Here is a 23,470-nt window from a genome sequence, read left to right as displayed (position 1 = left end):
AGATCATCAGCTGGAGCGGGTGACCAGCGACCCTTCCGCCTGTGCCATCCGTACCTGTTCGATCAGCAGCAGGGGATGGCGGCGCGGCAGGCTGAGCAGAAAACGCTGGGCCGCCCCTTCGCCCGCCAGCGCATCGCCAAACAGGTGGTTGATAAAGCCGCGCTGGCGCGCCACCAGCCCGATCAGCGCCTCCATGGTGGCCTCGAACATGGCGATGGCAGAGGGGTAGGAGCCTTTGGCTGCTACCGTCTTGAGCTCGTCATAGAGGGGGGCGTACCAGAGCTCGACCAGCTCGTCGATAAAGGCGTCGCGGTTGCCGAAGTGGTAGACGAAAGAGCCAAGGTTCACCTCGGCCGCCGCCGCCAGCTCGCGCACCGTCAGGCCGCGTAGCCCCTTCTCGCTGGCGATGGCAAGGCTGGTAACGAGCAGTTTTTGCCGGGTTGGATTCATCTTTCGGGTTCCAGTTGCGCAGATTTCGATCTGATTTATACGTATGTATAAATCAATTGCACAGAAGTAGACAGATCTTTTTTTGAGCGAATTTCAGCGGAGATGAAAAAGGACGCCTCCACATAGGGAGGCGTCCATGATGTCGCTTATTGGCTGGTGTCCCAGTCAGGAAACTCGAGATACCAAGTGTCGTGGGTATTGCCGACAATAGAACCACGTTTACCGATCTTTTTTCTTAATGTAGCGATGCAAGCAGACTCAAAATCCAAGCTGTATCTTCTTTGCCGAGATATTGAGTCAAGCCATTGCCAATCGCTGCTGCCTGGATTGATGCTCAGGCGAATTTTTTGTCCTGAGCCTCCGAGTTGGATTACTCCGCCACCCTGTGATCTGCTCAAAATAAGTGGCACAAGGGGGCCGTCCTCATGGATCTCAATGAAATCAATCTGACGACCATTCACTGTCACAATATCCGGTTCACGTTCAGTCATTGGCATGTTCCATTAGATAGTAAAACCAATAATATCAGTGCCTTAGTTGACAGCCTCGTCAATGACTGGAGAGGGTGGTTAGGGGCTTAAAATGCAAAACGCCCCCATTTCTGGAGGCGTTTTTTTACAAACAGAACTGCGCTTACAGAATAAAGCGGCTCAGATCCTCATCCTCGACAAGCGCACCGAGGTGGGCGTTGACGTAGTCGGTGTCGATGACAAAGGTCTCGCCGGACTTCTCGGAGGCGTCATAGGAGATATCCTCCATCAGGCGCTCCATCACGGTGTGAAGACGGCGGGCACCGATGTTCTCGGTACGCTCGTTAACCTGCCACGCCGCTTCGGCCAGACGGCGGATGCCATCCTTGGTGAACTCGATGTTGACCCCTTCGGTGGCCATCAGCGCCTTGTACTGATCGGTCAGGGAGGCGTTCGGTTCGGTCAGGATGCGCTCGAAGTCATCAGTGGTGAGTGCGGTCAGCTCGACCCGGATCGGCAGACGGCCCTGCAGCTCGGGGATGAGGTCGGACGGCTTGGCGATCTGGAAGGCGCCGGAGGCGACAAACAGGATGTGGTCGGTCTTGACCATGCCGTGCTTGGTGTTGACGGTGCAACCTTCAACCAGCGGCAGCAGGTCGCGCTGTACCCCTTCACGGGAGACATCGGGGCCAGAGCTCTCGCCGCGCTTGCAGATCTTGTCGATCTCGTCGAGGAAGACGATGCCGTTGTTCTCGACCGCAGCGATCGCTTTCTGCTTCAGCTCTTCCGGATTGACCAGACGGGCCGCTTCCTCTTCGATCAGCGCCTTCATGGCCTCTTTGACCTTGATCTTGCGCTTCTTCTTCTGGTTCTGACCCAGGTTCTGGAACAGTCCCTGCAGCTGGTTGGCCATCTCTTCCATGCCCGGCGGGGTCATGATTTCGACGCCCATCGGGGAGGCGGAGAGCTCCAGCTCGATCTCCTTGTCATCCAGCTGACCTTCCCGCAGTTTCTTGCGGAAGATCTGGCGGGTGTTGGAGTTGTCGGCTTTCTCTTCCTCACCCCAGGTGTTGCGCGGGTTGGGCAGCAGGGCGTCGAGGATGCGCTCTTCGGCGGCCTCCTCGGCGCGATATTTCATCTTCTCCATCTCGGTTTCGCGCACCAGCTTGATGGCGGCATCGGTCAGATCGCGGATGATGCTGTCCACTTCCTTGCCGACATAGCCCACTTCGGTGAACTTGGTCGCTTCCACCTTGATGAAGGGGGCGTTGGCCAGCTTGGCCAGACGACGGGCGATCTCGGTCTTGCCGACACCGGTCGGGCCGATCATCAGGATGTTCTTCGGGGTCACTTCATGACGCATCTCTTCATCGAGTTGCATCCGGCGCCAGCGGTTGCGCAGGGCAACGGCAACGGCGCGCTTGGCATCGGCCTGACCAATGATGTGTCTGTCCAGCTCGTGGACGATTTCTCTCGGGGTCATCTCGGACATGATGGTGTTCCTGTATCCGGGGCGGGCAGGGCCCACCCCTTGGAGAATGAGTTGGCTGACGGGCGCCCTTACTTGGCGCTGTAGTCCAGCACTTCGATGGTGTGGTTGCCGTTGGTGAAGACGCAGATGTCGCCCGCAATCTTGAGGGACTTCTCGACAATGGTCCTGGCATCCAGCTCGGTGTTTTCCAGCAGCGCGATGGCGGCGGACTGGGCGAAGTTGCCGCCGCTGCCGATGGCGATGAGATCGTGCTCCGGCTGCACCACGTCACCGTTACCGGTGATGATGAAGGATTTGTGTTCGTCGGCCACGGCCAGCAGCGCTTCGAGGCGGCGCAGGGCGCGATCGGTGCGCCAATCTTTGGCCAGCGCCACGGCGGCGCGCTCCAGATTACCCTGATGGGCCTGCAGTTTTGCTTCGAAACGCTCGAGCAGGGTGAAGGCGTCGGCGGTACCGCCAGCGAAACCGGCCAGCACCTTGCCGTTATAGAGACGATGAACCTTGCGGGCGTTGCCCTTCATGACGGTGTTGCCAAGAGAGACCTGGCCATCGCCACCGATGACGACCTGACCGTTGCGGCGAACTGAAACTATGGTAGTCACTTTACTTACCTCGCTTGAGCCGAATGACGGCCTGACTGTACATGGCAAGAAAGATGGGGATGGCAAACGGGCTTTTCAACCCTGCCTTTGGTCGGGATAAACGGGGTAGTAAAGAGCATGGGTGCGAGTGACACCAAAAGAACAGGGCCGGGTGTTGCCACCCGGCCCTGCGTCATCGGTAAGCGGATTACCCTTTCTTGGGAATGCAGCCGCTGATGCCGGAGCTCTGCAGCTTGCTGTTGGCCGCGTCGGCGGCCGCCTTGCCGTTGAAGGGGCCCACCATCACCTTGTAGACGGTGCCGTTGGCGCCATTGATCACCTGCAGGCTGGAAGAGAGGCCGGCGGTGAAGGCGATACGCGCCTTGAGCGACTCTGCGGAATCCTGCGAGCGCAGGGCGGCGCACTGCATCATATAGCGACCGCTGTCGGCGGCTGCGGTCTGGGCTGGCGGAGTGGCCGCTTTGGCCTTGGCCGCTTCGGCCCGCTCCCGTTCCAGCTCGGCGCGGATCTCCCGCTCCATCCGTTCCCGTTCGGCCTTGCGGTCGATCACCTGCTCTTGCGCGCTGGCAACCGGTGCACCGGAGGTGGAAGGGGTGGTCGCCGGATTGGGCTGATAGGGCTTGGGCTGGCCGATGGGCGTTCCCGGTTGGGGAATGTCGGTCGGCACCGGCTGCGGCAGTTTTTCCGGCTGCAGGGTCATGGTATCTGCCGGCGGTGGCGGCAGCACACCCGGCTGGGTCGGCGGCTCTATGATATCGACCTGCTTGTTCTCAAGCCGTTCGATGTAGCTCCACTTCTCCTGGGGCAGCCCGTTATTCTGCGCTTTTGGCTTGTTGGCCTTTACCTGCTCCTCAATGGTGGGGGCGTCGTTGCCCTTGCCATTGATCATGTAAAGGAAGCCACCAAAGCCTGCCAGCAGTGCCACGACCAGCAGCACTGGAATAACAGGAAAGCGGCGAGGGGCCGCTTTCTTGGTATTGCGGCCACCCGCCCGACGTCGCGGGCGGCTGCCGACATAATCCCGGGTTGCCATCTATTACATGCGCTCCAGGGTATGGATGCCCAGTACGCCGAGGCCCAGTTTCAGCACCTTGGCGGTGGCGGCGCACAGCAGCAGACGGCTCTGACGGGTCGCTTCGTCCACGCCATCCTTGTTGATCGGGCAGGCTTCATAGAAGGTCATGAAGTTGCCGGACAACTCGTACAGGTAGGTACAGAGCAGGTGCGGCATGCCTTTGTCTGCCACGCCGTTGACCGCGTCGGAGAACTGGATCAGCTTCTGGGCCAGTACCTCTTCGGCTTCCTCGTTCAGGGTCACGTTGCCGGTCAGCGCCTCGGCATCGATGTTGGCCTTGCGGAAGATGGACTGGATCCGGGTGTAGGCATACTGCAGGTAAGGAGCAGTGTTGCCTTCAAACGACAGCATCATGTCCCAGTCGAAGATGTAGTCGGTGGTACGGTTCTTGGAAAGATCCGCATACTTCACCGCGCCCATGGCGATGGCGTTGACCACGTTGGCCTTCTCTTCGGCGGAGAGGTCGCTGTTGCGGCTCTCCAGCAGCGCAGCGGCGCGCTCTTCGGCCTCGTTCAGCAGATCAACCAGCTTGACGGTGCCACCGGAGCGGGTCTTGTAGGGACGACCATCCTTGCCCAGCATCATGCCGAAGGCGTGGTGCTCGAGCGGTACGGATTCCGGTACATAGCCCGCCTTGCGGGTGATGGTCCAGGCCTGCATCAGGTGCTGGTGCTGACGGGAGTCGATGAAGTACATGACACGGTCGGCGCCCAGGGTTTCATAACGGTATTTGGCACAGGCGATGTCGGTGGTGGTGTAGAGGAAACCGCCATCGCTCTTCTGGATGATGACGCCCATGGCTTCACCATCCTTGTTCTTGAACTCGTCCAGGAAGACAACGGTGGCGCCTTCGCTCTCGACCGCCAGCCCCTTGGCTTTCAGGTCGGCCACGATCTCCGGCAGCATGTCGTTGTACATGGACTCGCCCATGATGTCCTTGTTGGTCAGGGAGACATTCAGGCGGTCGTAGTTGATCTGGTTCTGTTCCATGGTCATGTCGACCAGCTTCTTCCACATGGTACGGCAGTACTCGTCGCCACCCTGCAGCTTGACCACGTAGTTACGGGCGCGCTCGGCGAAGGCTTCGTCTTCGTCGTAGCAACGCTTGGCCTGGGTGTAGAAGGCTTCCAGATCCTTGAGCGCCATGTCGCTGGCGTGCTCGTTGGACATTTTCTCCAGATAGGCGATCAGCATGCCGAACTGGGTGCCCCAGTCGCCGATGTGGTTGGCACGGATCACTTTGTGGCCGAGGAATTCCAGCGCGCGCGCAGCTACATCACCGAGTACGGTGGAGCGGATGTGGTGCACCGCCATCTCTTTGGCCACGTTGGGGGCGGAGTAGTCCACCACCACGGTTTGTGGCGCGGGCAACCGTACGTTGGCGTTGGCAGAGGTCACCATGGCCTCGACCTGACCGGCCAGCCAGCGCTGGTCAAAGAAGAAGTTGATGAAGCCGGGACCGGCGATCTCGACCTTGGCGATCAGGTCGGAGGCGGGCAGGTGCTCGATGATGGCCGCCGCCAGCTCACGGGGATTCTTGCGTGCCGGTTTGGCCAGCAGCATGGCCAGGTTGGTAGCCAGGTCGCCGTGAGCTTTTTCCTTGCATCGGTCTACTTGCACGCGGGCTTCCAGGTCCACCGGCAGGACGCCTGCTGACTTGAGATTGGCTACCGTTTGTTCAAGTAGATGATGAATATGCTCTTTCATAACTGACCACCAAGGTTGCGCGTCGAAAAATGACTGATATATAAGGGCGTGAATTTTACCCGCATCGGCCCGAGAAAACTATAGGGATGACCCGCCGCTCGCTGTCGGGCGGATATTTCACTGCGTTTGGCGCCATATTCCAGAATATTGGGCGGAAATTACGGTGCTTATCCATTTCTACTGCATATCGAAGCGGCTTGTCCAGGCTATTTTCCCCTGATTGTTAAGGGTTTTTCCTTTCCGCTGACGGGAATGATCTCCTCCCTCTGGCCCGGCGTATCAACAGAGGTTCCCAACCGAGGAGTTTGCGATGCGACTGGCGCTGTTTCCCCTATCTGCCCACCTGCTGCCCGGTGGCATCATGCCGCTGCGGATCTTCGAACCGAGATACCAGCGGATGATCGCCGAGGCGGGGGAGTCCGGCTTTGCCCTCTGCATGGTGGACCCTCGCCAGCCCGACGCCTTGCGCAACATGCTGCCCATCGCCACCCGGGTCACCATCATCGATTTCGACCGGCTGCCGGACGGCATGCTGGGGATCACGGTGCAGGGGATGGAGCGGGTGCAGATAGAGGATCTGTGGCAGGAGCAGGATGGCCTGCGTATCGGCGAGGTGACGCCGCTGACGGCCTGGCCGCCCCGCCGGCTCCATCCCGATCAGCAACCGCTGGTCGAGGCGCTGCGGGAGGTGTTTGCCGACTATCCCGACTACGCCGCCCTCTATCCCGCCCCCCGCTGGGACGATGGCAACTGGGTGGCCCAACGCTGGCTGGAGGTGCTGCCTATCCCCCCCGAGCAGAAACAGCTGCTGCTGGCCGCCGCCGACAATCAGCCCGCCATCGCCCTGCTCAAGGGGGTACTGGTGGCCAGCCACTGATTTTTTCTGACCCGCTGATCCGCCACTGCCGCAGCACCGTACAAGTCATCACCACAGCATGATGTTCGACAGCACACCAAAGGGATGGCGCAATGGCATATACTGGCCAACCACACTCGACCATACGCAGGACCTCACCCGTGATGGATAACCCGGATGGCGACCTCAAATCTCTGCTGATCAGGGTGGCAGAGCAGGCCGACAAGGCTGCTTTTGCCCGCCTGTTCCAACACTTTGCGCCGCGTATTCGCAGCTACGGCCTGCGCCACCTCGGCAGCGAAGCCAACGCCATGGAGCTGGTACAGGAGACCATGCTGCTGGTGTGGCAGAAGGCGCGCCTCTACCACCCCGAGAAGGGGGCGCCAACCACCTGGATCTACACCGTGATGCGCAACCAGTGCTTCGACATGCTGCGCCGTCGTCGCGCCAGCAAGGAGGATCTCTGTGCCGAAGAGCTGTGGCCGGTGCTGGAGTTTCAGGCCGAAGAGGAGCATCTGAGCGGGGGTGAGGATGCGGTACTGACCCGTCAGATGGCCCACTATCTGGGCACCCTGCCGGAGCCGCAACAGCAGGTGGTGCGCGGCATCTATCTGCAGGAGTTCTCCCAGCAGGAGCTGGCGGAGCGACTCGGCGTGCCGCTCGGTACCATCAAGTCCCGCCTCAGACTGGCGTTACAGAAATTGAAAGAGCAAGTGGAGCAAGGCCATGATTAAAGCCCATCCGACCGACCCTATGCTGCGTGCCTTCGCCGCCGACGAGCTCCCTCTGCCGCTGGCGGTGGGGCTCTCCGCTCACTGTGAACTCTGCCCCGATTGTGCTGCCCGACTAAAGACATTCGAAGAAGAGCTGGCGCAGCAATATCTTGCCTCGCCAGCAGAGCCCGAGCTGGACTCCCGCGATGAAGTGGCGCTGGATGCCGGATTCGACGCCATGCTGGCGGATATTCTGGCCCAGCCGCTGGCTGAGCCCCTCTCCGAGCCAACACACGACCAGCCCCGAGCACAGCCCGGCGAGCTGGAGGTGGCCGGTCACGCCTACCGTTTGCCACGGGTGCTGGCCCGTTATCGTTCGCCCAAGTGGCGCCATATCGGGGCCATTCGTCAACAGAGTTTGCCGCTGGACGAGATGGGGGCGCGAGCCAGTTTGCTCCACATCGAAGCGGGCGGCCGCATCCCCGAACACACTCATCAGGGCTATGAGCTGACCCTGCTGCTGGCGGGCAATATTCAGGATGGCGATACCCTTTACAAGGCGGGTGATTTCATCTGGCGCGATGCCAGCCACTCCCACAGCCCGCATACGCCCGATGGCTGCCTCTGCTACACGGTACAGGATGCGCCGGTGCAGTTCACCAAGGGGCTGTCGCGGCTGCTGAACGGCATCAGCCAGCACCTCTACTGAGCACCATGACGCCATAGAAAAAGGGACCAGATAGGTCCCTTTTGTCATTTCATTGCAGGCTGCCGGTCAGGCGACAAACACCAGATAGACGGCGAATGCCACGATAAAGCGGTAGATGGCGAACGGGATGAAGTCGATGCGGCGGATCAATGTCAGGAAGGTCTTGATCGCAAACATCGCTACCACGAAGGCGGTGATAAAGCCCACGGCAAACATCGGGAAGTCGGCCATCGAGAGGAAATCGCGGCTCTTGTAGAGATCCAGCCCACTGGCCGCAACCATCATGGGCACTGCCATGATGAAGGAGAACTCGGCGGCGGCGTGACGGCTGATCCCCATCAGCATGCCACCACTGATGGTGGCGCCGGAGCGGGAGAAGCCTGGCCACAGGGCCAGACACTGGAACAGACCGATGCCAAACGCCTGCTTGTAGCTGATGTCATCCAGGGTTTCGGCTGTGACTGCCGGGCGGAATTTCTCGGCGATGATCAGCAGGATGCCCCCCGCGACCAGCGCGTACATTACGGTTTGTGGGCCAAACAGGTTGGCCTTGATCCAGCTGTGGATGGCCAGACCGACCACGATGGCGGGCATCATGCCGAGGATGACATGTACCAGCGACAGGGTGGCGTGATCCTGGGACGGCTTCTGGCCAAAGTGGATGCCAATCAGGCCAAACAGGCGACGCCAGAAGACGGCGACCACGGCGAGGATGGAGCCCAGTTGGATCACCACTTCGAAAGTGGCAGCCTTGGGCCCTTCAAAGCCCAGCAGATGGCCGACGATAATCATGTGGCCGGTGGAGGAGACGGGGAGGAACTCGGTCAGCCCCTCGACGACGCCCAGAATAAAGGCGACCAGCAGGCTATAAGTGTCAGTCATCGAACAAACAATCCTTAACTTCGTTGATGTAAAAACGCCCCGAAAGGGTCTCGGGGCGGCATATCTTGCTCGATTGTGACTGCTGAGGCTATGTAAAAATCATGAATTCTTTAAGTTAGTCGCGGATAAAGCGGTAGCGGGTCTGGTGGTGATAACGCCCGCCCGGCAGCAGCCAGGGGTTGCCCAGCTCGGGGCGATTGGGGCTGTCCGGTAGCTGTTGCGCCTCAAGACAGAAGCCGTCGTGATCCCGGTGCGACAGGCCGCTGCGGTTCGGGGTATTGGCCAGCCAGTTGCCGGTGTAAAACTGCAGCGAGGGTTGGTTGGTGTAGACCTCCATTGCCAGCTGGCGATCCCCCGAGACCACCCGTGCAGCACACTCGGCAGCCGGTCCGTTGAGCACAAACGCGTGATCGTATCCCTTGGCCTGTTGTTGCCGGGGATGGCTCAGCCAATCCTGGCCAATCAGGCGCTCGTGGCGCAGATCGAACGGCCCCTCCACCGGGGTGATGGCGAGCGGCAGACCGCTCGGATCGGTCGGCAGGAAGTGGTCAGCGTTAAGGCTGATGAGGTGATTGCGCACATCGCCGCCATCGGCTGACCCATCGAGATTGAAGTAGGCGTGGCTAGTGAGGCTGACCGGGGTCGGCGCATCCGTGCTGGCGACAAAATCGATCACCAGATCGCTCTGCTCCAGCCGATACTCCAGCGTTACCCGCAGATTGCCGGGAAAGCCCTGATCCCCACTACGGGAGAGCAACACCAGCTTGACCCGATCCGCCTCCAGCTCCTTGATTTGCCACTGCTGGCGATGAAAGCCTGCCTGCCCGCCGTGCAGACAGTTGGGTACCTGATTGGCATCCAGCGGCCAGTGCTCGCCATCGCGTACCAGCTCGGCGCCACCAATGCGGTTGGCAAAGCGGCCCGCCACCGCACCCAGCCACACCTGCTGGGTGGGATAGGCCTCATCGGCGCAGCCCAGCAGCACTTCACGGCGCTGGCCCGCCACCGGCAGAGTGAGGGAGGTGAGGGTGGCGCCAAAATCGAGGCCGCGCAGGCGCAGCCCCTCCTCGTTTTCCAGTTCGAATGGCGTCATGGTGCTGTTCATAGCTTGCCTGCACCGGCGTTGGCAGAGCAGACGTAGCAGTCGGCCTTGAGGCCGAAGCGGGTCGGATACTCGGCTTCAACCGCGGCAATCACCTCGGCTACTTTCTCGGGGCGCAGCAGGGCGACCACGCAGCCGCCGAAGCCGCCGCCGGTCATCCGCACGCCGCCATCTGTGCCGATTTTAGCCTTGATGATCTCCACCAGACCGTCGATGGCGGGCACTGTGATTTCAAAGTCATCGCGCATGGCGGCGTGCGACTCGGCCATCAGCTCGCCGAGACGGGTCAGGTCGTGGCTCGCCAGTGCATCGGCGGCGGCCAGAGTGCGGGCGTTTTCACCGACGATGTGGCGGGCACGACGATAGCAGGCCTCATCCAGCCCGGCCTTGCCCGCTTCCAGTCCGGCCAGATCAAGGTCGCGCAGCGCCTTGACCCCGTAGTGGCGGGCAGCCGCTTCGCACTGCTGGCGGCGGGAGTTGTATTCGCTATCCACCAGACCGCGGCGCACATTGGAGTTGACGATCAGCACCGCCAGATCGGTGGGCATGGGGATGAGGCGAGTCTCCAGCGAGCGGCAGTCGAGCAGCAGGGCGTGGTCGGTTTTGCCGCTGGCGGAGATCATCTGATCCATGATGCCGCAGTTGCAGCCGACGAACTGGTTCTCCGCCTGCTGACCGTTGAGGGCGATCTCCGCCTGAGTGATGTCGAGCCCCAGCGCCTCCTTGAAGGCCTGACCGATGGCTACTTCCAGTGAGGCAGAGGAGGAGAGCCCAGCCCCCTGCGGCACGTTGCCGGAAACCACCAGATCGAGGCCGCGCAGGGCATAACCACGCTCCTGCAGATATTTCACCACGCCGCGGATGTAGTCGCTCCAGCGCTGGCTGGGGTGATGTTCGATGGGCTGGCCGAGGTCGAACTGGTCGCGCTGGTTGTCGTAGTCGGCGGCGATCACCTGCACTTGCTGGTCATCGCGCAGGCCGATGGCGACGCAGGTCTCGTAGTCGATGGCGCAGGGCAGCACGAAGCCGTCGTTGTAGTCGGTATGTTCACCGATGAGGTTGACGCGACCGGGGGCGCGCACCAGCAGATCGGGCGCTTTGGCAAATTGCTCGGCAAAAACGGTGCTGACGCATTGGCTCGGGGTCATAGGGCCTCCTCATTGGTGTGGCTGGTCTGGGTGTAGTGAATGGGGCTCAGGGCACGCAGCCGTTCGGCAGCCTGCTCGGGGGTAAGGTCGCGCTGGGTTTCGGCCAGCATCTCGAAGCCGACCATGAATTTGCGCACGGTGGCGGAGCGCAGCAGCGGCGGATAGAAGTGGGCGTGCAGCTGCCACGCCTCGGGGCAATCCGATTTGGGCGGTGCAAAGTGCCAGCCCATGGAGTAGGGGAAACTGCACTCGAACAGGTTGTCGTAACGGCTGGTGAGCTCCTTGAGCGCCACCGCCAGATCCTGTTGCTGAGCCTGGGTCAGGTTGAGCATGGAGGGGACGTGCGCCTTGGGCAGCAGCAGGGTTTCAAACGGCCAGGCGGCCCAGAAGGGGACGACGGCGAGCCAGTGCTCGGTTTCCACCACGATGCGCGAGCGATCCGCCAGTTCCCGCTCCACATACTCCAGCAGCATGGGGCGGCCATGCTCCGCCAGCCAGTCGCGCTGGTGCTGCTCTTCGCGGGCGATCTCGTTGGGCAGGAAGTCGCTGCCCCAGATCTGGCCGTGGGGGTGCGGGTTGGAGCAGCCCATGACGGCCCCTTTGTTTTCAAAGACCTGCACCCACTCCCACTGGGCCGACAGCTCGGCGACCTGATCCATCCAGGTGGTGATCACCCCCTCGATGGCGGGCAGCGGCAGCTCGGGCAGGGTCTTGCCGTGATCCGGCGAGAAGCAGATGACCCGGCTGGTGCCGCGGGCGGCCTCCAGCTTCAGCAGGGGATCGCTGGCGTTATCGGCGGCCGGGGTATCCTGCATCAGGGCGGCGAAGTCGTTGGTAAAGACGAAGGTGCCCTGATAGTCGGGGTTGATGTCACCGGTGACCCGGGTATTGCCCGCGCAGAGGAAGCAGTCGGGATCGTGGGCCTGTTTGGGGGCCTGACTCACCTTCTCCACCTGTCCCTGCCAGGGGCGTTTGGCCCGGTGGGGGGAGACCAGCACATACTGGCCGGTCAGCGGGTTGAAGCGGCGATGGGGATGATCGACGGGGTTGAACATCATCTCTCCTGAATAAGGTATTGAAAAATAAGGTCATCTATTAACAGGGAGCAGGCAGGCCTACTCCTCGTAACCGTTCGGGTTGGCGGATTGCCAGCGCCAGCTGTCGGCGCACATAGCGTCGATGTCCCGGGTTGCCTGCCAGCCCAGCTCGCGCTCGGCCTTGGCCGGATCGGCCCAGCAGGCGGCGATGTCGCCCGAGCGGCGCGGTTCGATGCGAAAGGGCAGCGGCTTGCCGCAGGCAGCAGAGAAGGCGGCGACCAGCTGCAACACGCTCTGGCCTTGGCCTGTGCCCAGGTTGTAGGTGTGCACGCCACCCTTGCCGGCGCAGTGTTGCAGTGCCTTGACGTGCCCCTCGGCGAGATCCATCACGTGGATGTAGTCGCGTACGCCGGTGCCGTCTGGGGTGGGGTAATCGTTTCCAAAGACCGAGAGGCAGTCGCGACGGCCGATGGCCACCTGGGTGATATAGGGCATCAGGTTGTTGGGGATACCTTGCGGGTCTTCACCCATGGTGCCCGACTCGTGGGCGCCGACCGGATTGAAGTAGCGCAGCAGGGTCATGCTCCAGTGGGGCTCGGCCAGCTGCAGATCTTCGAGGATCTCCTCGATGATCAGCTTGGATCGCCCGTAGGGATTGGTGGCGCTGCGGGGGAAATCCTCGCGGATCGGCAGGCTGGCGGGATCGCCGTAGACCGTCGCCGAGGAGCTGAACACCAGATTGTGCACCCCGGCCCGTTTCATCGCCTGCAGCAGGGTGAGGGTGCCGCCGAGGTTGTTCTCGTAGTAATCCAGTGGAATGCGGGTCGATTCACCGACCGCTTTGAGGGCGGCAAAGTGGATCACAGCATCGATCTGCTGTTCGGCAAAGATCCGGTCCAACAGGGCCGCATCACGAATATCCCCTTGATAGAACAGGGGTTGCTGGCCGCTGATGGCGGCGACTCGGGCCAGCACGCTGCGCTTGCTGTTGCCGAGGTTGTCGACCACCACGGGATTCATGCCTGCCGCTTGCAGGGCCAGACAGGTGTGGCTGCCGATATATCCGCAACCGCCGGTGACCAGAACGTTCATCTTGCTCTCCACTGAAAAAGTGTCTGGAAGGAGTCTAGCCGAGGGTGTGGCGACCAAACTGTGAGCTTGCTTGCAAAACAGTGTAAACGATTACACTGTTTTTGTGATTATCCTGGCAGCAGATATTTATTTCACCCCTGTTTTCAATGGGTTTGCTGGGTATAATGGCGCTCTATTGCACAGTGAAAGAAGTGAAAACAGCATGAGCACCATCAAGGATGTCGCCCGTTTGGCCAATGTGTCGGTGGCAACGGTTTCACGGGTGATGAACAACTCCCCCAAGGCCAGCGCCGCGTCTCGCGAAGTGGTGCAGAAGGCCATGGCCGAACTGGGCTACACCCCCAACGCCAACGCGCGGGCTCTGGTCAGCCAGACCTGTGACACCATGGGCGTCGTGGTCGGTGACGTGGCGGATCCCTTCTTCGGTGCACTGGTGAAGGGGGTCTCCGGCATCGCCGTCGAGCAGAACCTCCACCTGCTGATGGGTAACGGTTTTCACAAGGCGCGTCAGGAGCGTGAAGCGATCGAGCTGCTGATCGGCAAACGCTGTGAGGCGCTGGTGGTGCACAGCAAGGCGCTGAGCGACGAAGAGCTTTACGATTACGCCATGCGGGTGCCCGGTATGGTGCTGATCAACCGCGATATTCCGGCCCTCAAGGGGCGCTGCATCGCCCTCAACAACCGGTTGGGTGCCGCCACGGCGACCCGTCATCTGATCGAGCTGGGCCACCGCCATATCGCCTTTATCAGCTCGGATCACGCCATCGAGGATGCCACCCTGCGCCTGCAGGGTTATCAGGATGGGTTGATGGAGGCTGGGCTGGCCGCCGATCCCGAGCTTATCGAGAGCGGCACGCCGAACGAGGAGGGGGGCGAGCGCGCTATGCTCAACCTGCTGGCCAAGGGGCTCAAGGTGACCGCTGTGGTTGCCTATAACGATGCCATGGCGGCTGGCGCCATCTCCGTGCTGGCGGACAATGGCCTGCGAGTGCCGGAGGAGGTCTCGGTGGTGGGCTTCGATGACATCATCTATGCCAGATACCTGAGGCCCAAGCTCTCCACCATGCGCTATCCCATCGAGCTGATGGCGGCCCAGGCGGCCAAGCTGGCCATTCAGCTGGCGGCGGGGGAGAGTGAAGCGACCCAGAGCCGGATCTACACCCCCACCCTGATCAATCGCCACTCGGTGGCACCGGTTCGGGCCGGATAGCCCCCTTTTGCGGCCCTGTTCGGGGCCGTTTCTTGCACAATTATTGTTTTACCTATTTTTAATCATTTTTACTCCGCTTTACTTAACAAAATCAGTGTAATCGTTTACATCTGTGTGAGCGAGATCGCCGTTCCCTGCGTCATACTTCTCTAGACTGAATACGTTTTCCAATCAGCAGGGAGAGAGTGAATGCTCAGGGAGATAGTGGCGCGTCAGGATTGGCAGACTCAGGCCATTACGTCGGTAAACCGGCTGGCTGCCCATACCCCCATGTTCAGCTGGCGCAGCGAAATGGATGCCAGGGATGATCTGGTCTCCTCTTCCCGTCTCTTGCTCGATGGTGAGTGGCGCTTCTCCTTCTTTGCCGCCCCCGAGCGGGTGCCCGAGAGCTGGCTGGAACAGGATCTGGTGGATGCCAGTCCCATTACCGTACCGGGCAACTGGCAGCTGGATGCCGCCTACCCGGCAGCGCGACCGCTCACCGATGGCCCCATCTACACCAATATCAAATATCCCTTTCCCTGCGATCCGCCCCGGGTACCGACAGAGAACCCCACCGGTTGCTACTCCCGCGAGTTTGAACTGCCTGCCGAGTGGCTGGCTAGCGGCCAGAGCCGGATCATCTTTGACGGGGTGAGCAGCGCCTTCCACCTGTTCTGCAACGGCCGCTGGGTCGGTTACTCCCAGGACAGCCGCCTGCCTGCCGAGTTCGATCTGACCCCCTACCTGCACGCCGGTTGCAACCGGCTGGCGGTGCTGGTGCTGCGCTGGTCCGATGGCTCCTATCTGGAAGATCAGGATATGTGGTGGTTGTCGGGGATCTTCCGCTCCGTCAGCCTGCTGCACAAACCGGCCCGCCATCTGGTGGATATCCGGGTTACCCCCGAGCTGGATGCCTGCTATCGGGATGGCCGTCTCAAGATTGCCCTGCAGGTGGCCAATGGGGCCGGTCTGTCGGTAGAGGCCAATCTCTATGACGGCAGCGAGCGGGTTGCGACCCTGCGCCAGCCGATCGGCACCCAAGCCATTGACGAAAAAGGGGCTTATGACGATCGCGCCGAGCTGTGGCTCGACGTGGCTGCGCCGCGCAAGTGGAGCGCCGAGACGCCCCATCTCTATCGCCTGACCCTGACCTTGCTTGACGAGCAGGGCCAGGCCATCGAGAGCGAGGCGTGCGATGTGGGCTTTCGGGTGGTGGAGATCCGTGGCGGCCTGCTGCGGGTCAACGGTCAGCCGCTGCTCATTCGCGGCGCCAACCGCCATGAGCATCACCCCGCCAAGGGTTATGCCATCGATCGCGCCACCATGGAGCGGGATCTGCTGCTGATGAAGCGGCACAACTTCAACGCGGTGCGCTGTTCCCACTATCCCAACCACCCAGACTTCTATCGCCTCTGTGATCGGCTCGGCCTCTATGTGGTGGACGAGGCGAATCTGGAGACCCACGGCATGACCCCCATGGGGCGGCTGGCGCGGGATCCCGCCTGGAGCAACGCCTTTCTGGAGCGGGCAACCCGCATGGTGGCGCGGGATTTCAACCACCCCTCCATCATCATCTGGTCGCTGGGCAACGAGTCGGGTTACGGCCCGGCCCACGATGCCATGTATGGCTGGATCAAGCGCAGCGACCCGAGCCGTCCGGTGCAGTACGAGGGGGGCGGGGCCGATACCCCGGCTACCGACATCATCTGCCCCATGTATGCCAGAACCCATCAGGATCAACCCTTCCCGGCGGTGCCCAAGTGGGCGCTGGCCAAGTGGATCGGCCTGCCCGGCGAGCACCGGCCGTTGATCCTCTGCGAATATGCCCACGCCATGGGCAACAGTCTGGGGGGCTATGCCCACTACTGGCAGGCGTTTCGCGATCATCCGAGATTGCAGGGGGGCTTTGTCTGGGATTGGGTCGATCAGGGGCTCGACAAATACACCGCCGATGGCCGCCACTACTGGGGCTATGGCGGCGATTTTGGCGATCTGCAAAATGACCGCCAGTTCTGCTGCAACGGCCTGCTGTTCCCGGATCGCTCCCCCCATCCTGCCCTGTTCGAGGCAAAACGTGCCCAGCAGCCGTTCCGCTTTGCCCTGCTCGCACAAAACCCGCTGCGGGTGCGGATCGAGAGTGAATACCTGTTCCGGGAAACCGACAACGAACGGCTCACCTGGCAACTGTGCGAGAACGGCCATGTGCAGCAGCAGGGGGAGTTTTCCCTCACGCTGGCGCCGCAAGGGGTGGTCGAGTTGACCCTGAGCGAGACGCTGCCCGCCTTTGCGGCAGGCTCACTGGCCTGGCTCGATCTGGCCATCGTTCAGCCACAGGCCACCCTCTGGTCACAGGCGGATCACAAGGTCGCCCGCCAGCAGTTCACTCTGCCGACCCCCCTTGCCCTGCCAGCTCCCGCCGCTGCGGCCACCCTGACCGAGCAGCCGGATGGCTGGTTGGTCAGCGCTGCAAACAGTCAGTGGCGGCTCGACAAGCAGAGCGGTCGCATCACCAGTTGGCAAAAATCGGGGCAGGAGCAGTTGCTGGCGCCGATCATGGATCACTTCTACCGCGCGCCGCTCGACAACGACATCGGCACCAGCGAAGCGGATCACGCCGACCCCAACTCCTGGATTGCCCGCTGGCAGGCGTGTGGCCTCGAGCAGTGGCAGCACCGCTGTTTGGGGATCACGGCCGCCGGAGGGGATATCCGGGTCAGTCACGGTTACTTCCACCACGATGAGTTGCTGCTGGTGAGTCACTGGCATCACCGCTTTGCCGACGACGGAACCATGAGCCTGGAGATAGAGGCCGAGCTGGCGCAGGCGCTGCCGTCGCTGCCGCGGATCGGTCTGCTGCTCCATCTGGCCGAAGTACCGGCGCGAGCCGAATGGTTGGGACGCGGCCCTCACGAGAACTATCCGGATCGCCTGCTGGGCGCCGATCTGGGGCGCTGGAGTTTGCCGCTGGAGGCCATGCACACCCCTTATGTTTTCCCGAGCGACAACGGCTTGCGCTGCGATACCCGTCAGCTGCAGCTGGGCAGCACGACGGTGAGCGGCACCTTCCATTTCAGTGCCAGCCGCTTCAGTCAGCAACAGCTGGCCGCGGCTCGTCACCAGAGCGATCTGGTGGCCGAAGAGGGGCTATGGGTCTGCCTCGATGGCGCCCACATGGGGGTGGGCGGCGATGACTCCTGGAGCCAGAGCGTGCGTCCCGAGTATCAGTTGCTGGGGTGCCGTTACCGCTGGGGTTGCACTCTCGGTTGAATCAGTCGGACCGTTTTGACAACAGAGCGATAACGACTAGCCTCTATGCAGTGGAATTGTTTGAGTCTCTCATTCGAATTTAATTTTTATGTCATTGATAAATAAAATAAAACTCTCAATGTAACAGAGTGTAATCGTTTTCATTTTGTCGTCATGATCACAGAAGAAATGACAACAAACTGATTACATTGACTGGCGCTTGCTCAATTGCTCGCCACCCTACAACACAGATAGACACATCGGAGCACACATAATGAAAAAACTGACCACAGTTGCCGCCCTGCTGATGGGCATGATGGCTGGCGCCAATGCCCAGGCTGACACCCGTATCGGGGTAACCGTCTACAAATACGACGACAACTTCATGGCGGTCGTGCGCAAGGCCATCGAGAAGGAGGCGGCAGCCACTCCGGGGGTGGAGCTGCTGATGAACGACTCCCAGAACGACCAGTCCAAGCAGAACGACCAGATCGACGTGCTGCTGGCCAAAGGGGTGAAGGCGCTGGCCATCAACCTGGTAGACCCGGCTGCGGCCCCGGTGGTGATTGAGAAAGCCCGGGGCGAAGATATCCCGGTGGTCTTCTACAACAAGGAGCCGAGCGCTACCGATCTGGCCAGCTACGACAAGGCCTACTACGTGGGTACCGACTCCAAGGAGTCAGGGATCATCCAGGGTCAGCTGATTGCCAAACACTGGAAAGCCCATCCGGAGTGGGATCTGAACAAGGATGGCGTGATCCAGTTCGTGCTGCTGAAAGGGGAGCCGGGCCACCCGGATGCCGAAGCGCGCACCTCCTACGTGGTCAAGACCCTGAACGATGGTGGCGTCAAGACCGAGCAACTGCACATGGATACCGGTATGTGGGATACCGCCATGGCGAAAGACAAGATGGACGCCTGGATCTCCGGCCCCAACGCCAACAAGATCGAAGTGGTCATCGCCAACAACGACGGCATGGCAATGGGCGCGGTCGAGTCACTGAAAGCCCAGGGCAAGACTGCCATTCCGGTGTTTGGCGTCGATGCACTGCCGGAAGCGCTGGCCATGGTCAAGAGCGGTGCCATGGCGGGTACCGTGCTGAACGATGCGGCCAACCAGGCTAAAGCCACCTTCGAGCTGACCAAGAACCTGGCTGAAGGCAAACCGGCCGGTGAAGGCACCAAGTGGAATATCGTCGACAAGGTAGTACGTGTTGCCTACGTCGGTGTGGATAAAGACAACCTGTCCCAATTCGAGTAATTCCCTCCTCCAGGGCAAGGGAGATCCCCTTGCCCTTTTTTCAACCAGATGTGATGGCTGATATGACAACACAGCAACAATCAGAATGGCTGTTGGAGATGATTGACGTCAGTAAGAGCTTTCCCGGCGTCAAGGCACTCGATAATGTCAATTTACGGGTCCGTCCTCATTCTGTGCATGCGTTGATGGGCGAGAACGGAGCGGGGAAATCCACCCTGCTCAAGTGCCTGTTCGGCATTTACGAGAAGGATCAGGGCAAGATCTTCTTCAAGGGGCAGGAGATCAACTTCACCTCCTCGAAAGAGGCGCTGGAAAATGGCGTCTCCATGGTGCATCAGGAGCTCAACCTGGTGTTGCAGCGCTCCGTGATGGATAACATGTGGCTCGGCCGCTACCCCACCAGGGGTTGGTTTATCGACCACGGCAAGATGTATGACGACACCAAGCGCATCTTCGATGAGCTCGACATCGACATCGACCCGCGGGTCAAGGTGGCGACCCTGTCGGTCTCCCAGATGCAGATGATCGAGATCGCCAAGGCGTTCTCCTACGACGCCAAGATCGTCATCATGGACGAACCCACCTCCTCGCTGACCGAGAAAGAGGTGAACCACCTCTTCAAGATCATCAACAAGTTGAAGGAGAAGGGGTGCGGCATTGTCTACATCTCCCACAAGATGGAAGAGATCTTCCAGCTCTGTGACGAGATCACCATATTGCGGGATGGCCAGTGGGTGGCAACCCAGCCGCTCAAGGGCATGACCATGGATCAGATCATCGGCATGATGGTCGGCCGTGAACTGACCCAGCGCTTCCCGGAAAAAACCAACCAGCCGAAAGAGGTGATCCTCGAGATCGAACACCTGACGGCGAAGAACCAGCCCTCCATTCAGGATGTGACCTTCAACCTGCACAAGGGGGAGATCCTCGGCATCGCCGGACTGGTGGGGGCCAAGCGCACCGATATCGTCGAGACCCTGTTCGGTATTCGCGATCGCAGCCAGGGCAGCATCAAGCTGCACGGTAAAGAGGTGGCCAACCACAACGCCCACGAAGCGATCCGCAACGGCTTTGCGCTGGTGACGGAAGAGCGCCGCTCCACCGGCATCTATTCGCGGCTCGATATCGCCTTCAACTCCCTGATCGCCAACATGGACAGCTACAAAGGCTCCATGGGGCTGCTCAGCGACAACAAGATGAAGAGCGATACCCAGTGGGTCATCGACTCCATGCGTGTCAAGACGCCGACCCAGCAGACCCAGATCGGTTCCCTCTCCGGGGGCAACCAGCAGAAGGTGATCATCGGTCGCTGGCTGCTGACCCAGCCGGAGATTCTGATGCTCGACGAGCCCACCCGCGGCATCGACGTCGGGGCCAAGTTCGAGATCTACCAGCTCATCCTGGAGCTGGCGAAGAAGGACAAAGGGATCATCATCATCTCGTCAGAGATGCCGGAATTGCTGGGGATCACCGACCGCATCATGGTGATGAGCAATGGCCGGGTCGCCGGGATCGTCAATACCAAAGAAACTGACCAGAGCGAGATACTGCGCCTGGCATCTCTGTACCTCTAGAGACAGGAAGACATTTATGGAGTCGGCTAAAAATTTCAATCTGATGCAGGCGCTCAAGGAAAACGCCATCTATTTGGTGCTGCTGGTGCTGCTCATGGTCATCGTGATCCAGGAGCCATCCTTCCTGAGCCTCACCAACTTCAGCAACATCCTGACCCAGTCCTCGGTGCGGGTCATCATCGCGCTGGGGGTGGCGGGTATCATCATCACCCAGGGGACGGATCTCTCGGCCGGTCGTCAGGTCGGTCTGGCGGCACTCATCGCGGCCACCATGTTGCAAGCGCTGACCAACGTCAACAAGGTGTTCCCGACGCTGGGGGAGGTGCCCATTCCGGTGGTGATCCTGCTGGTGTGTGCCGTGGGGGCGCTGATCGGTCTGGTCAACGGTCTGATCGTGGCCTACCTGAACGTCACCCCGTTCATTACCACCCTGGGCACCATGATCATCGTCTACGGTATCAACTCCCTCTACTTTGACTCGGTCGGGGCATCGCCGGTGGCCGGGTTTGACCCCCGCTTCTCGAGTTTCGCGCAGGGCTTTATCCGGATAGGAGGATTCAAGCTCTCGTATCTCACCTTCTATGCGGCCATCGCCAGCGTCTTTGTCTGGGTGCTGTGGAACAAGACCCGCTTTGGCAAAAACATCTTCGCCATCGGTGGCAACCCCGAGGCAGCCAAGGTCTCCGGCGTCAACGTGGCGGTCAATCTGGTGATGATCTATGCGCTGGCGGGGGTGTTCTACGCCTTCGGCGGCATGCTGGAAGCGGGCCGTATCGGTAGCGCCACCAACAACCTCGGCTTCATGTACGAGCTGGATGCCATCGCGGCGTGTGTGGTGGGCGGCGTGTCGTTTGCCGGCGGGGTGGGAACTGTCGCGGGTGTGATCACCGGCGTACTTATCTTCACCCTGATCAACTATGGTTTGACCTATATCGGGGTCAGCCCTTACTGGCAGTTCATCATCAAGGGCGGCATCATCATTCTGGCGGTGGCACTGGATTCCATGAAGTACGCCAAGAAGAAATAACGATTGGCAGAGAGGGTTGGCGTTGCCAGCCCTCTCTTCTGGAGGGAACCCATGCCATTCAAGGTCAAGATTTACCTCTTGCTACTACTGGCCATTCTGGTCACCATCGGCACTGCCGGGCTCAGCGTCAACCACTTCATCAGTGGCTACATTCGCACTCAGGCCACCCACAACATCAACGAACAGATCACCCTGGTCAAAGAGAAGCTGGCCAGCGACATCAATCAGAAAATCCTGTTGGCCGCCAACCTCAACTTCGGGGTGACCAACGTCAAGAAGACCCTGCAAGAGACCGGCTTTCACAACATCGTCAAGGTGATCGGCGACATGGCCTTCGACGTGAGCGGGGTCATCAACGACAGCGCCAAAGTCGATGCCCTGCGCAAGCTGATCCCCGCCGCCAATAACCAGATCACTGTCAGCCCGCTGCAACAGGTGGATGGCAAGCCGGTCATCACCATTCTGGTGCCGCGCGGTGCCGATTCCGCCTATCTCTACTACCTCGACATGAGCGAGTTCAAAAGCCTGCTGGAGAAGATGAGTGGCGAGGGCCGCTACTTCTCGCTGGCCGACAGTCAGGGCAACAGCCTCTATGACAGCAAGCCGCAGGGGGAGAGTGAAGCGCGCCCCAACCAGCTGGATATTCGTGACAGCAGCTGGACCCTGACCGGCTACATCGATCTTGACTACATCCGTGCCATGACCCGGGCCCTCAACGGCCAGATCATCATGGCGCTGTGCGGCGTGGCGATCGTGGTGATGGTGCTGGCGATGCTGGCGCTCAACGTGGCCTATCGCCCCATTCTCTCGTTGCGGGATCTGGTGCTGGAGCTCTCTCGCGGCAGCGGCGATCTCACCCGCCGACTGGCGGTGACCAGCAAGGATGATCTGGGTCAGATCTCGGCCGGCATCAACCGCTTTATCGAACGGTTGCAGGAGATGATGGGGGAGGTGCGGCAGGCGAGCGGCCAGCTCAACAGTGGCATCGAGGGGTTGGCCAGTCAGACTGGCGCCGCCCAGTCTCTGCTGGCGGACCACGTGCGCGAAACCGAGCAGGTGGTGACCGCCATCAACGAGATGAGCCGCACCGCGGTCTCCGTCTCCGAGAGTGCGGCCAGCACCGCCCAGCTCACCGGCCAGAGCCAGCAACTGGCGAGCCAGTCCCGTCAGGTAGTAGATCAGGCCATGGCCAGCGTGATGGCGCTGGTGGACGAAGTGGAAGCCACTGCCCGTTCCATCGAGGCGATGCAGCAGGATGTGCAGCAGATTGGCTCTGTGCTGGGGGTGATCGGCAGCATTGCCGAACAGACCAACCTGCTGGCCCTCAACGCCGCCATCGAGGCGGCCCGCGCTGGTGAACAGGGGCGAGGCTTTGCGGTGGTGGCAGACGAAGTGCGTTCCCTCGCGGCCCGCACCCAGCAGAGCACAGCCGAGATCCAGACCATGCTGGCCAGTCTGCAGCGGGGCACCCGAACTGTGGTGGATGCTATGGGCAATACCAAGCAGAGCTGTCAGGGGGCGGCCGAGAACACCACCAGGGTCAACGAGTCGCTGGATCTGATGGCGGGAGAAGTGGTGGAGATCAACGATCTCATCAGCCATATCGCCACGGCTGCGGAGCAGCAGAGCGCTGTGGCCGAAGAGATCAATCGCAACATGAGCGCCATCGCCGAGGTGATCCGCCAGCTGACCCACAATGGCGAAGCGACGGTCGCCAGCTCTGCGGCGATGCAGCAGACCTACGACCGGCTGCGGGAGATCGTGGGTCACTTCCGGCTGGAGTGAGGCCGATGTTCAGTCAATAACAAAACAGGGCCATCCGGCCCTGTTGTTGT

Annotated in this window: 20 protein-coding genes; 9 read left to right on the top strand and 11 right to left on the bottom strand. The window is 60.8% G+C overall.

Annotated features, from left to right (window positions below; translation table 11 throughout):
• Nucleotides 1-6 precede the first annotated feature (6 nt).
• From OKC40_RS02490 to argS, 6 genes are all read right to left on the bottom strand, one after another.
• Complete coding sequence (locus OKC40_RS02490) at nucleotides 7-450, bottom strand: TetR/AcrR family transcriptional regulator (RefSeq protein WP_270794005.1); 444 nt, start codon at nucleotides 448-450, stop codon at nucleotides 7-9.
• Nucleotides 451-596: 146 nt separating this feature from the next.
• The gene (locus tag OKC40_RS02485; protein ID WP_058059575.1) at nucleotides 597-941 is read right to left on the bottom strand and encodes a hypothetical protein; all 345 of its coding nucleotides are present in this window, start codon (nucleotides 939-941) and stop codon (nucleotides 597-599) included.
• Between the two features lie 142 nt (nucleotides 942-1,083).
• Entirely contained in the window at nucleotides 1,084-2,412 is a 1,329-nt protein-coding gene (gene hslU, locus OKC40_RS02480; protein ID WP_100644792.1) for an HslU--HslV peptidase ATPase subunit, read from the bottom strand.
• A 68-nt stretch (nucleotides 2,413-2,480) separates the two neighbouring features.
• Nucleotides 2,481-3,014: an ATP-dependent protease subunit HslV gene (hslV, locus tag OKC40_RS02475; RefSeq protein WP_005340772.1), complete on the bottom strand. Its 534-nt coding sequence runs from the start codon at nucleotides 3,012-3,014 to the stop codon at nucleotides 2,481-2,483.
• A gap of 187 nt (nucleotides 3,015-3,201) precedes the next feature.
• Nucleotides 3,202-4,047 (bottom strand): SPOR domain-containing protein, encoded by an 846-nt coding sequence (locus OKC40_RS02470; protein ID WP_005340771.1) that lies wholly within the window; start codon nucleotides 4,045-4,047, stop codon nucleotides 3,202-3,204.
• 3 nt (nucleotides 4,048-4,050) lie between these two features.
• Nucleotides 4,051-5,796 carry an arginine--tRNA ligase gene (gene argS, locus OKC40_RS02465; protein ID WP_270794004.1) on the bottom strand — a complete coding sequence of 582 codons (1,746 nt, stop codon included), beginning with the start codon at nucleotides 5,794-5,796 and terminating at the stop codon, nucleotides 4,051-4,053.
• Between the two features lie 310 nt (nucleotides 5,797-6,106).
• Here argS and OKC40_RS02460 point away from each other — a divergent pair, with 310 nt between their 5' ends.
• The 3 genes from OKC40_RS02460 to OKC40_RS02450 all read left to right on the top strand — a co-directional run bounded on the left by OKC40_RS02460 (nucleotide 6,107) and on the right by OKC40_RS02450 (nucleotide 8,074).
• Nucleotides 6,107-6,673, top strand: a complete 567-nt coding sequence (locus OKC40_RS02460; RefSeq protein ID WP_075116190.1) for an LON peptidase substrate-binding domain-containing protein — start codon at nucleotides 6,107-6,109, stop codon at nucleotides 6,671-6,673.
• A 143-nt stretch (nucleotides 6,674-6,816) separates the two neighbouring features.
• On the top strand, nucleotides 6,817-7,386 hold the full coding sequence (locus OKC40_RS02455) for a sigma-70 family RNA polymerase sigma factor (protein ID WP_005355542.1): 570 nt from the start codon (nucleotides 6,817-6,819) through the stop codon (nucleotides 7,384-7,386).
• Nucleotides 7,379-8,074, top strand: a complete 696-nt coding sequence (locus OKC40_RS02450) for a ChrR family anti-sigma-E factor (protein ID WP_236381693.1) — start codon at nucleotides 7,379-7,381, stop codon at nucleotides 8,072-8,074. The genes OKC40_RS02455 and OKC40_RS02450 overlap by 8 nt, the downstream gene beginning before the upstream one ends.
• Nucleotides 8,075-8,140: 66 nt before the next feature.
• Here the strand turns inward: OKC40_RS02450 and bacA are convergent, their stop codons facing one another.
• The 5 genes from bacA to galE all read right to left on the bottom strand — a co-directional run bounded on the left by bacA (nucleotide 8,141) and on the right by galE (nucleotide 13,335).
• Nucleotides 8,141-8,956, bottom strand: coding sequence for an undecaprenyl-diphosphate phosphatase (bacA, locus tag OKC40_RS02445; RefSeq protein ID WP_040069717.1), 816 nt, complete (start codon nucleotides 8,954-8,956; stop codon nucleotides 8,141-8,143).
• Nucleotides 8,957-9,071: 115 nt separating this feature from the next.
• Entirely contained in the window at nucleotides 9,072-10,061 is a 990-nt protein-coding gene (galM, locus tag OKC40_RS02440; protein ID WP_270794003.1) for a galactose-1-epimerase, read from the bottom strand.
• Nucleotides 10,058-11,206: a galactokinase gene (gene galK / locus OKC40_RS02435; protein WP_270794002.1), complete on the bottom strand. Its 1,149-nt coding sequence runs from the start codon at nucleotides 11,204-11,206 to the stop codon at nucleotides 10,058-10,060. Before galK ends, galM begins: the two co-directional genes overlap by 4 nt.
• Nucleotides 11,203-12,261, bottom strand: a complete 1,059-nt coding sequence (locus OKC40_RS02430; RefSeq protein WP_270794016.1) for a UDP-glucose--hexose-1-phosphate uridylyltransferase — start codon at nucleotides 12,259-12,261, stop codon at nucleotides 11,203-11,205. Before OKC40_RS02430 ends, galK begins: the two co-directional genes overlap by 4 nt.
• A gap of 60 nt (nucleotides 12,262-12,321) precedes the next feature.
• Nucleotides 12,322-13,335, bottom strand: a complete 1,014-nt coding sequence (gene galE / locus OKC40_RS02425) for a UDP-glucose 4-epimerase GalE (RefSeq protein WP_270794001.1) — start codon at nucleotides 13,333-13,335, stop codon at nucleotides 12,322-12,324.
• A gap of 202 nt (nucleotides 13,336-13,537) precedes the next feature.
• On the opposite strand from galE, the gene OKC40_RS02420 reads away from it, so the two are divergent.
• The 6 genes from OKC40_RS02420 (at nucleotide 13,538) to OKC40_RS02395 (ending at nucleotide 23,420) form a co-directional block, all read left to right on the top strand.
• On the top strand, nucleotides 13,538-14,545 hold the full coding sequence (locus OKC40_RS02420) for a substrate-binding domain-containing protein (protein WP_021230745.1): 1,008 nt from the start codon (nucleotides 13,538-13,540) through the stop codon (nucleotides 14,543-14,545).
• Between the two features lie 189 nt (nucleotides 14,546-14,734).
• Nucleotides 14,735-17,794, top strand: a complete 3,060-nt coding sequence (locus OKC40_RS02415) for a beta-galactosidase (protein ID WP_270794000.1) — start codon at nucleotides 14,735-14,737, stop codon at nucleotides 17,792-17,794.
• A gap of 253 nt (nucleotides 17,795-18,047) precedes the next feature.
• Nucleotides 18,048-19,034 carry a galactose/glucose ABC transporter substrate-binding protein MglB gene (mglB, locus tag OKC40_RS02410; protein ID WP_005340747.1) on the top strand — a complete coding sequence of 329 codons (987 nt, stop codon included), beginning with the start codon at nucleotides 18,048-18,050 and terminating at the stop codon, nucleotides 19,032-19,034.
• A gap of 53 nt (nucleotides 19,035-19,087) precedes the next feature.
• Nucleotides 19,088-20,608: a galactose/methyl galactoside ABC transporter ATP-binding protein MglA gene (mglA, locus tag OKC40_RS02405; protein ID WP_042059543.1), complete on the top strand. Its 1,521-nt coding sequence runs from the start codon at nucleotides 19,088-19,090 to the stop codon at nucleotides 20,606-20,608.
• 16 nt (nucleotides 20,609-20,624) lie between these two features.
• Nucleotides 20,625-21,635, top strand: a complete 1,011-nt coding sequence (mglC, locus tag OKC40_RS02400; RefSeq protein ID WP_075113750.1) for a galactose/methyl galactoside ABC transporter permease MglC — start codon at nucleotides 20,625-20,627, stop codon at nucleotides 21,633-21,635.
• A 51-nt stretch (nucleotides 21,636-21,686) separates the two neighbouring features.
• Nucleotides 21,687-23,420, top strand: a complete 1,734-nt coding sequence (locus OKC40_RS02395; RefSeq protein ID WP_270793999.1) for a methyl-accepting chemotaxis protein — start codon at nucleotides 21,687-21,689, stop codon at nucleotides 23,418-23,420.
• Nucleotides 23,421-23,470: the final 50 nt, after the last annotated feature.

This window comes from Aeromonas sp. QDB11 (genome assembly GCF_027705265.1).
Taxonomy (GTDB): domain Bacteria; phylum Pseudomonadota; class Gammaproteobacteria; order Enterobacterales; family Aeromonadaceae; genus Aeromonas; species Aeromonas allosaccharophila.
Note: the sequence above shows the minus strand (reverse complement) of the source record. Positions and strands in the feature narration are given on the sequence as shown.

Coding starts and splice junctions, on each gene's coding strand:
- OKC40_RS02490 (WP_270794005.1), bottom strand. CDS start 450: ATGAATCCAACCCGGCAAAAACTGCTCGTTACCAGCCTTGCCATCGCC.
- OKC40_RS02485 (WP_058059575.1), bottom strand. CDS start 941: ATGACTGAACGTGAACCGGATATTGTGACAGTGAATGGTCGTCAGATT.
- hslU (WP_100644792.1), bottom strand. CDS start 2,412: ATGTCCGAGATGACCCCGAGAGAAATCGTCCACGAGCTGGACAGACAC.
- OKC40_RS02470 (WP_005340771.1), bottom strand. CDS start 4,047: ATGGCAACCCGGGATTATGTCGGCAGCCGCCCGCGACGTCGGGCGGGT.
- argS (WP_270794004.1), bottom strand. CDS start 5,796: ATGAAAGAGCATATTCATCATCTACTTGAACAAACGGTAGCCAATCTC.
- OKC40_RS02460 (WP_075116190.1), top strand. CDS start 6,107: ATGCGACTGGCGCTGTTTCCCCTATCTGCCCACCTGCTGCCCGGTGGC.
- OKC40_RS02455 (WP_005355542.1), top strand. CDS start 6,817: ATGGATAACCCGGATGGCGACCTCAAATCTCTGCTGATCAGGGTGGCA.
- OKC40_RS02450 (WP_236381693.1), top strand. CDS start 7,379: ATGATTAAAGCCCATCCGACCGACCCTATGCTGCGTGCCTTCGCCGCC.
- bacA (WP_040069717.1), bottom strand. CDS start 8,956: ATGACTGACACTTATAGCCTGCTGGTCGCCTTTATTCTGGGCGTCGTC.
- galM (WP_270794003.1), bottom strand. CDS start 10,061: ATGAACAGCACCATGACGCCATTCGAACTGGAAAACGAGGAGGGGCTG.
- galK (WP_270794002.1), bottom strand. CDS start 11,206: ATGACCCCGAGCCAATGCGTCAGCACCGTTTTTGCCGAGCAATTTGCC.
- OKC40_RS02430 (WP_270794016.1), bottom strand. CDS start 12,261: ATGTTCAACCCCGTCGATCATCCCCATCGCCGCTTCAACCCGCTGACC.
- galE (WP_270794001.1), bottom strand. CDS start 13,335: ATGAACGTTCTGGTCACCGGCGGTTGCGGATATATCGGCAGCCACACC.
- OKC40_RS02420 (WP_021230745.1), top strand. CDS start 13,538: ATGAGCACCATCAAGGATGTCGCCCGTTTGGCCAATGTGTCGGTGGCA.
- OKC40_RS02415 (WP_270794000.1), top strand. CDS start 14,735: ATGCTCAGGGAGATAGTGGCGCGTCAGGATTGGCAGACTCAGGCCATT.
- mglB (WP_005340747.1), top strand. CDS start 18,048: ATGAAAAAACTGACCACAGTTGCCGCCCTGCTGATGGGCATGATGGCT.
- mglA (WP_042059543.1), top strand. CDS start 19,088: ATGGCTGATATGACAACACAGCAACAATCAGAATGGCTGTTGGAGATG.
- mglC (WP_075113750.1), top strand. CDS start 20,625: ATGGAGTCGGCTAAAAATTTCAATCTGATGCAGGCGCTCAAGGAAAAC.
- OKC40_RS02395 (WP_270793999.1), top strand. CDS start 21,687: ATGCCATTCAAGGTCAAGATTTACCTCTTGCTACTACTGGCCATTCTG.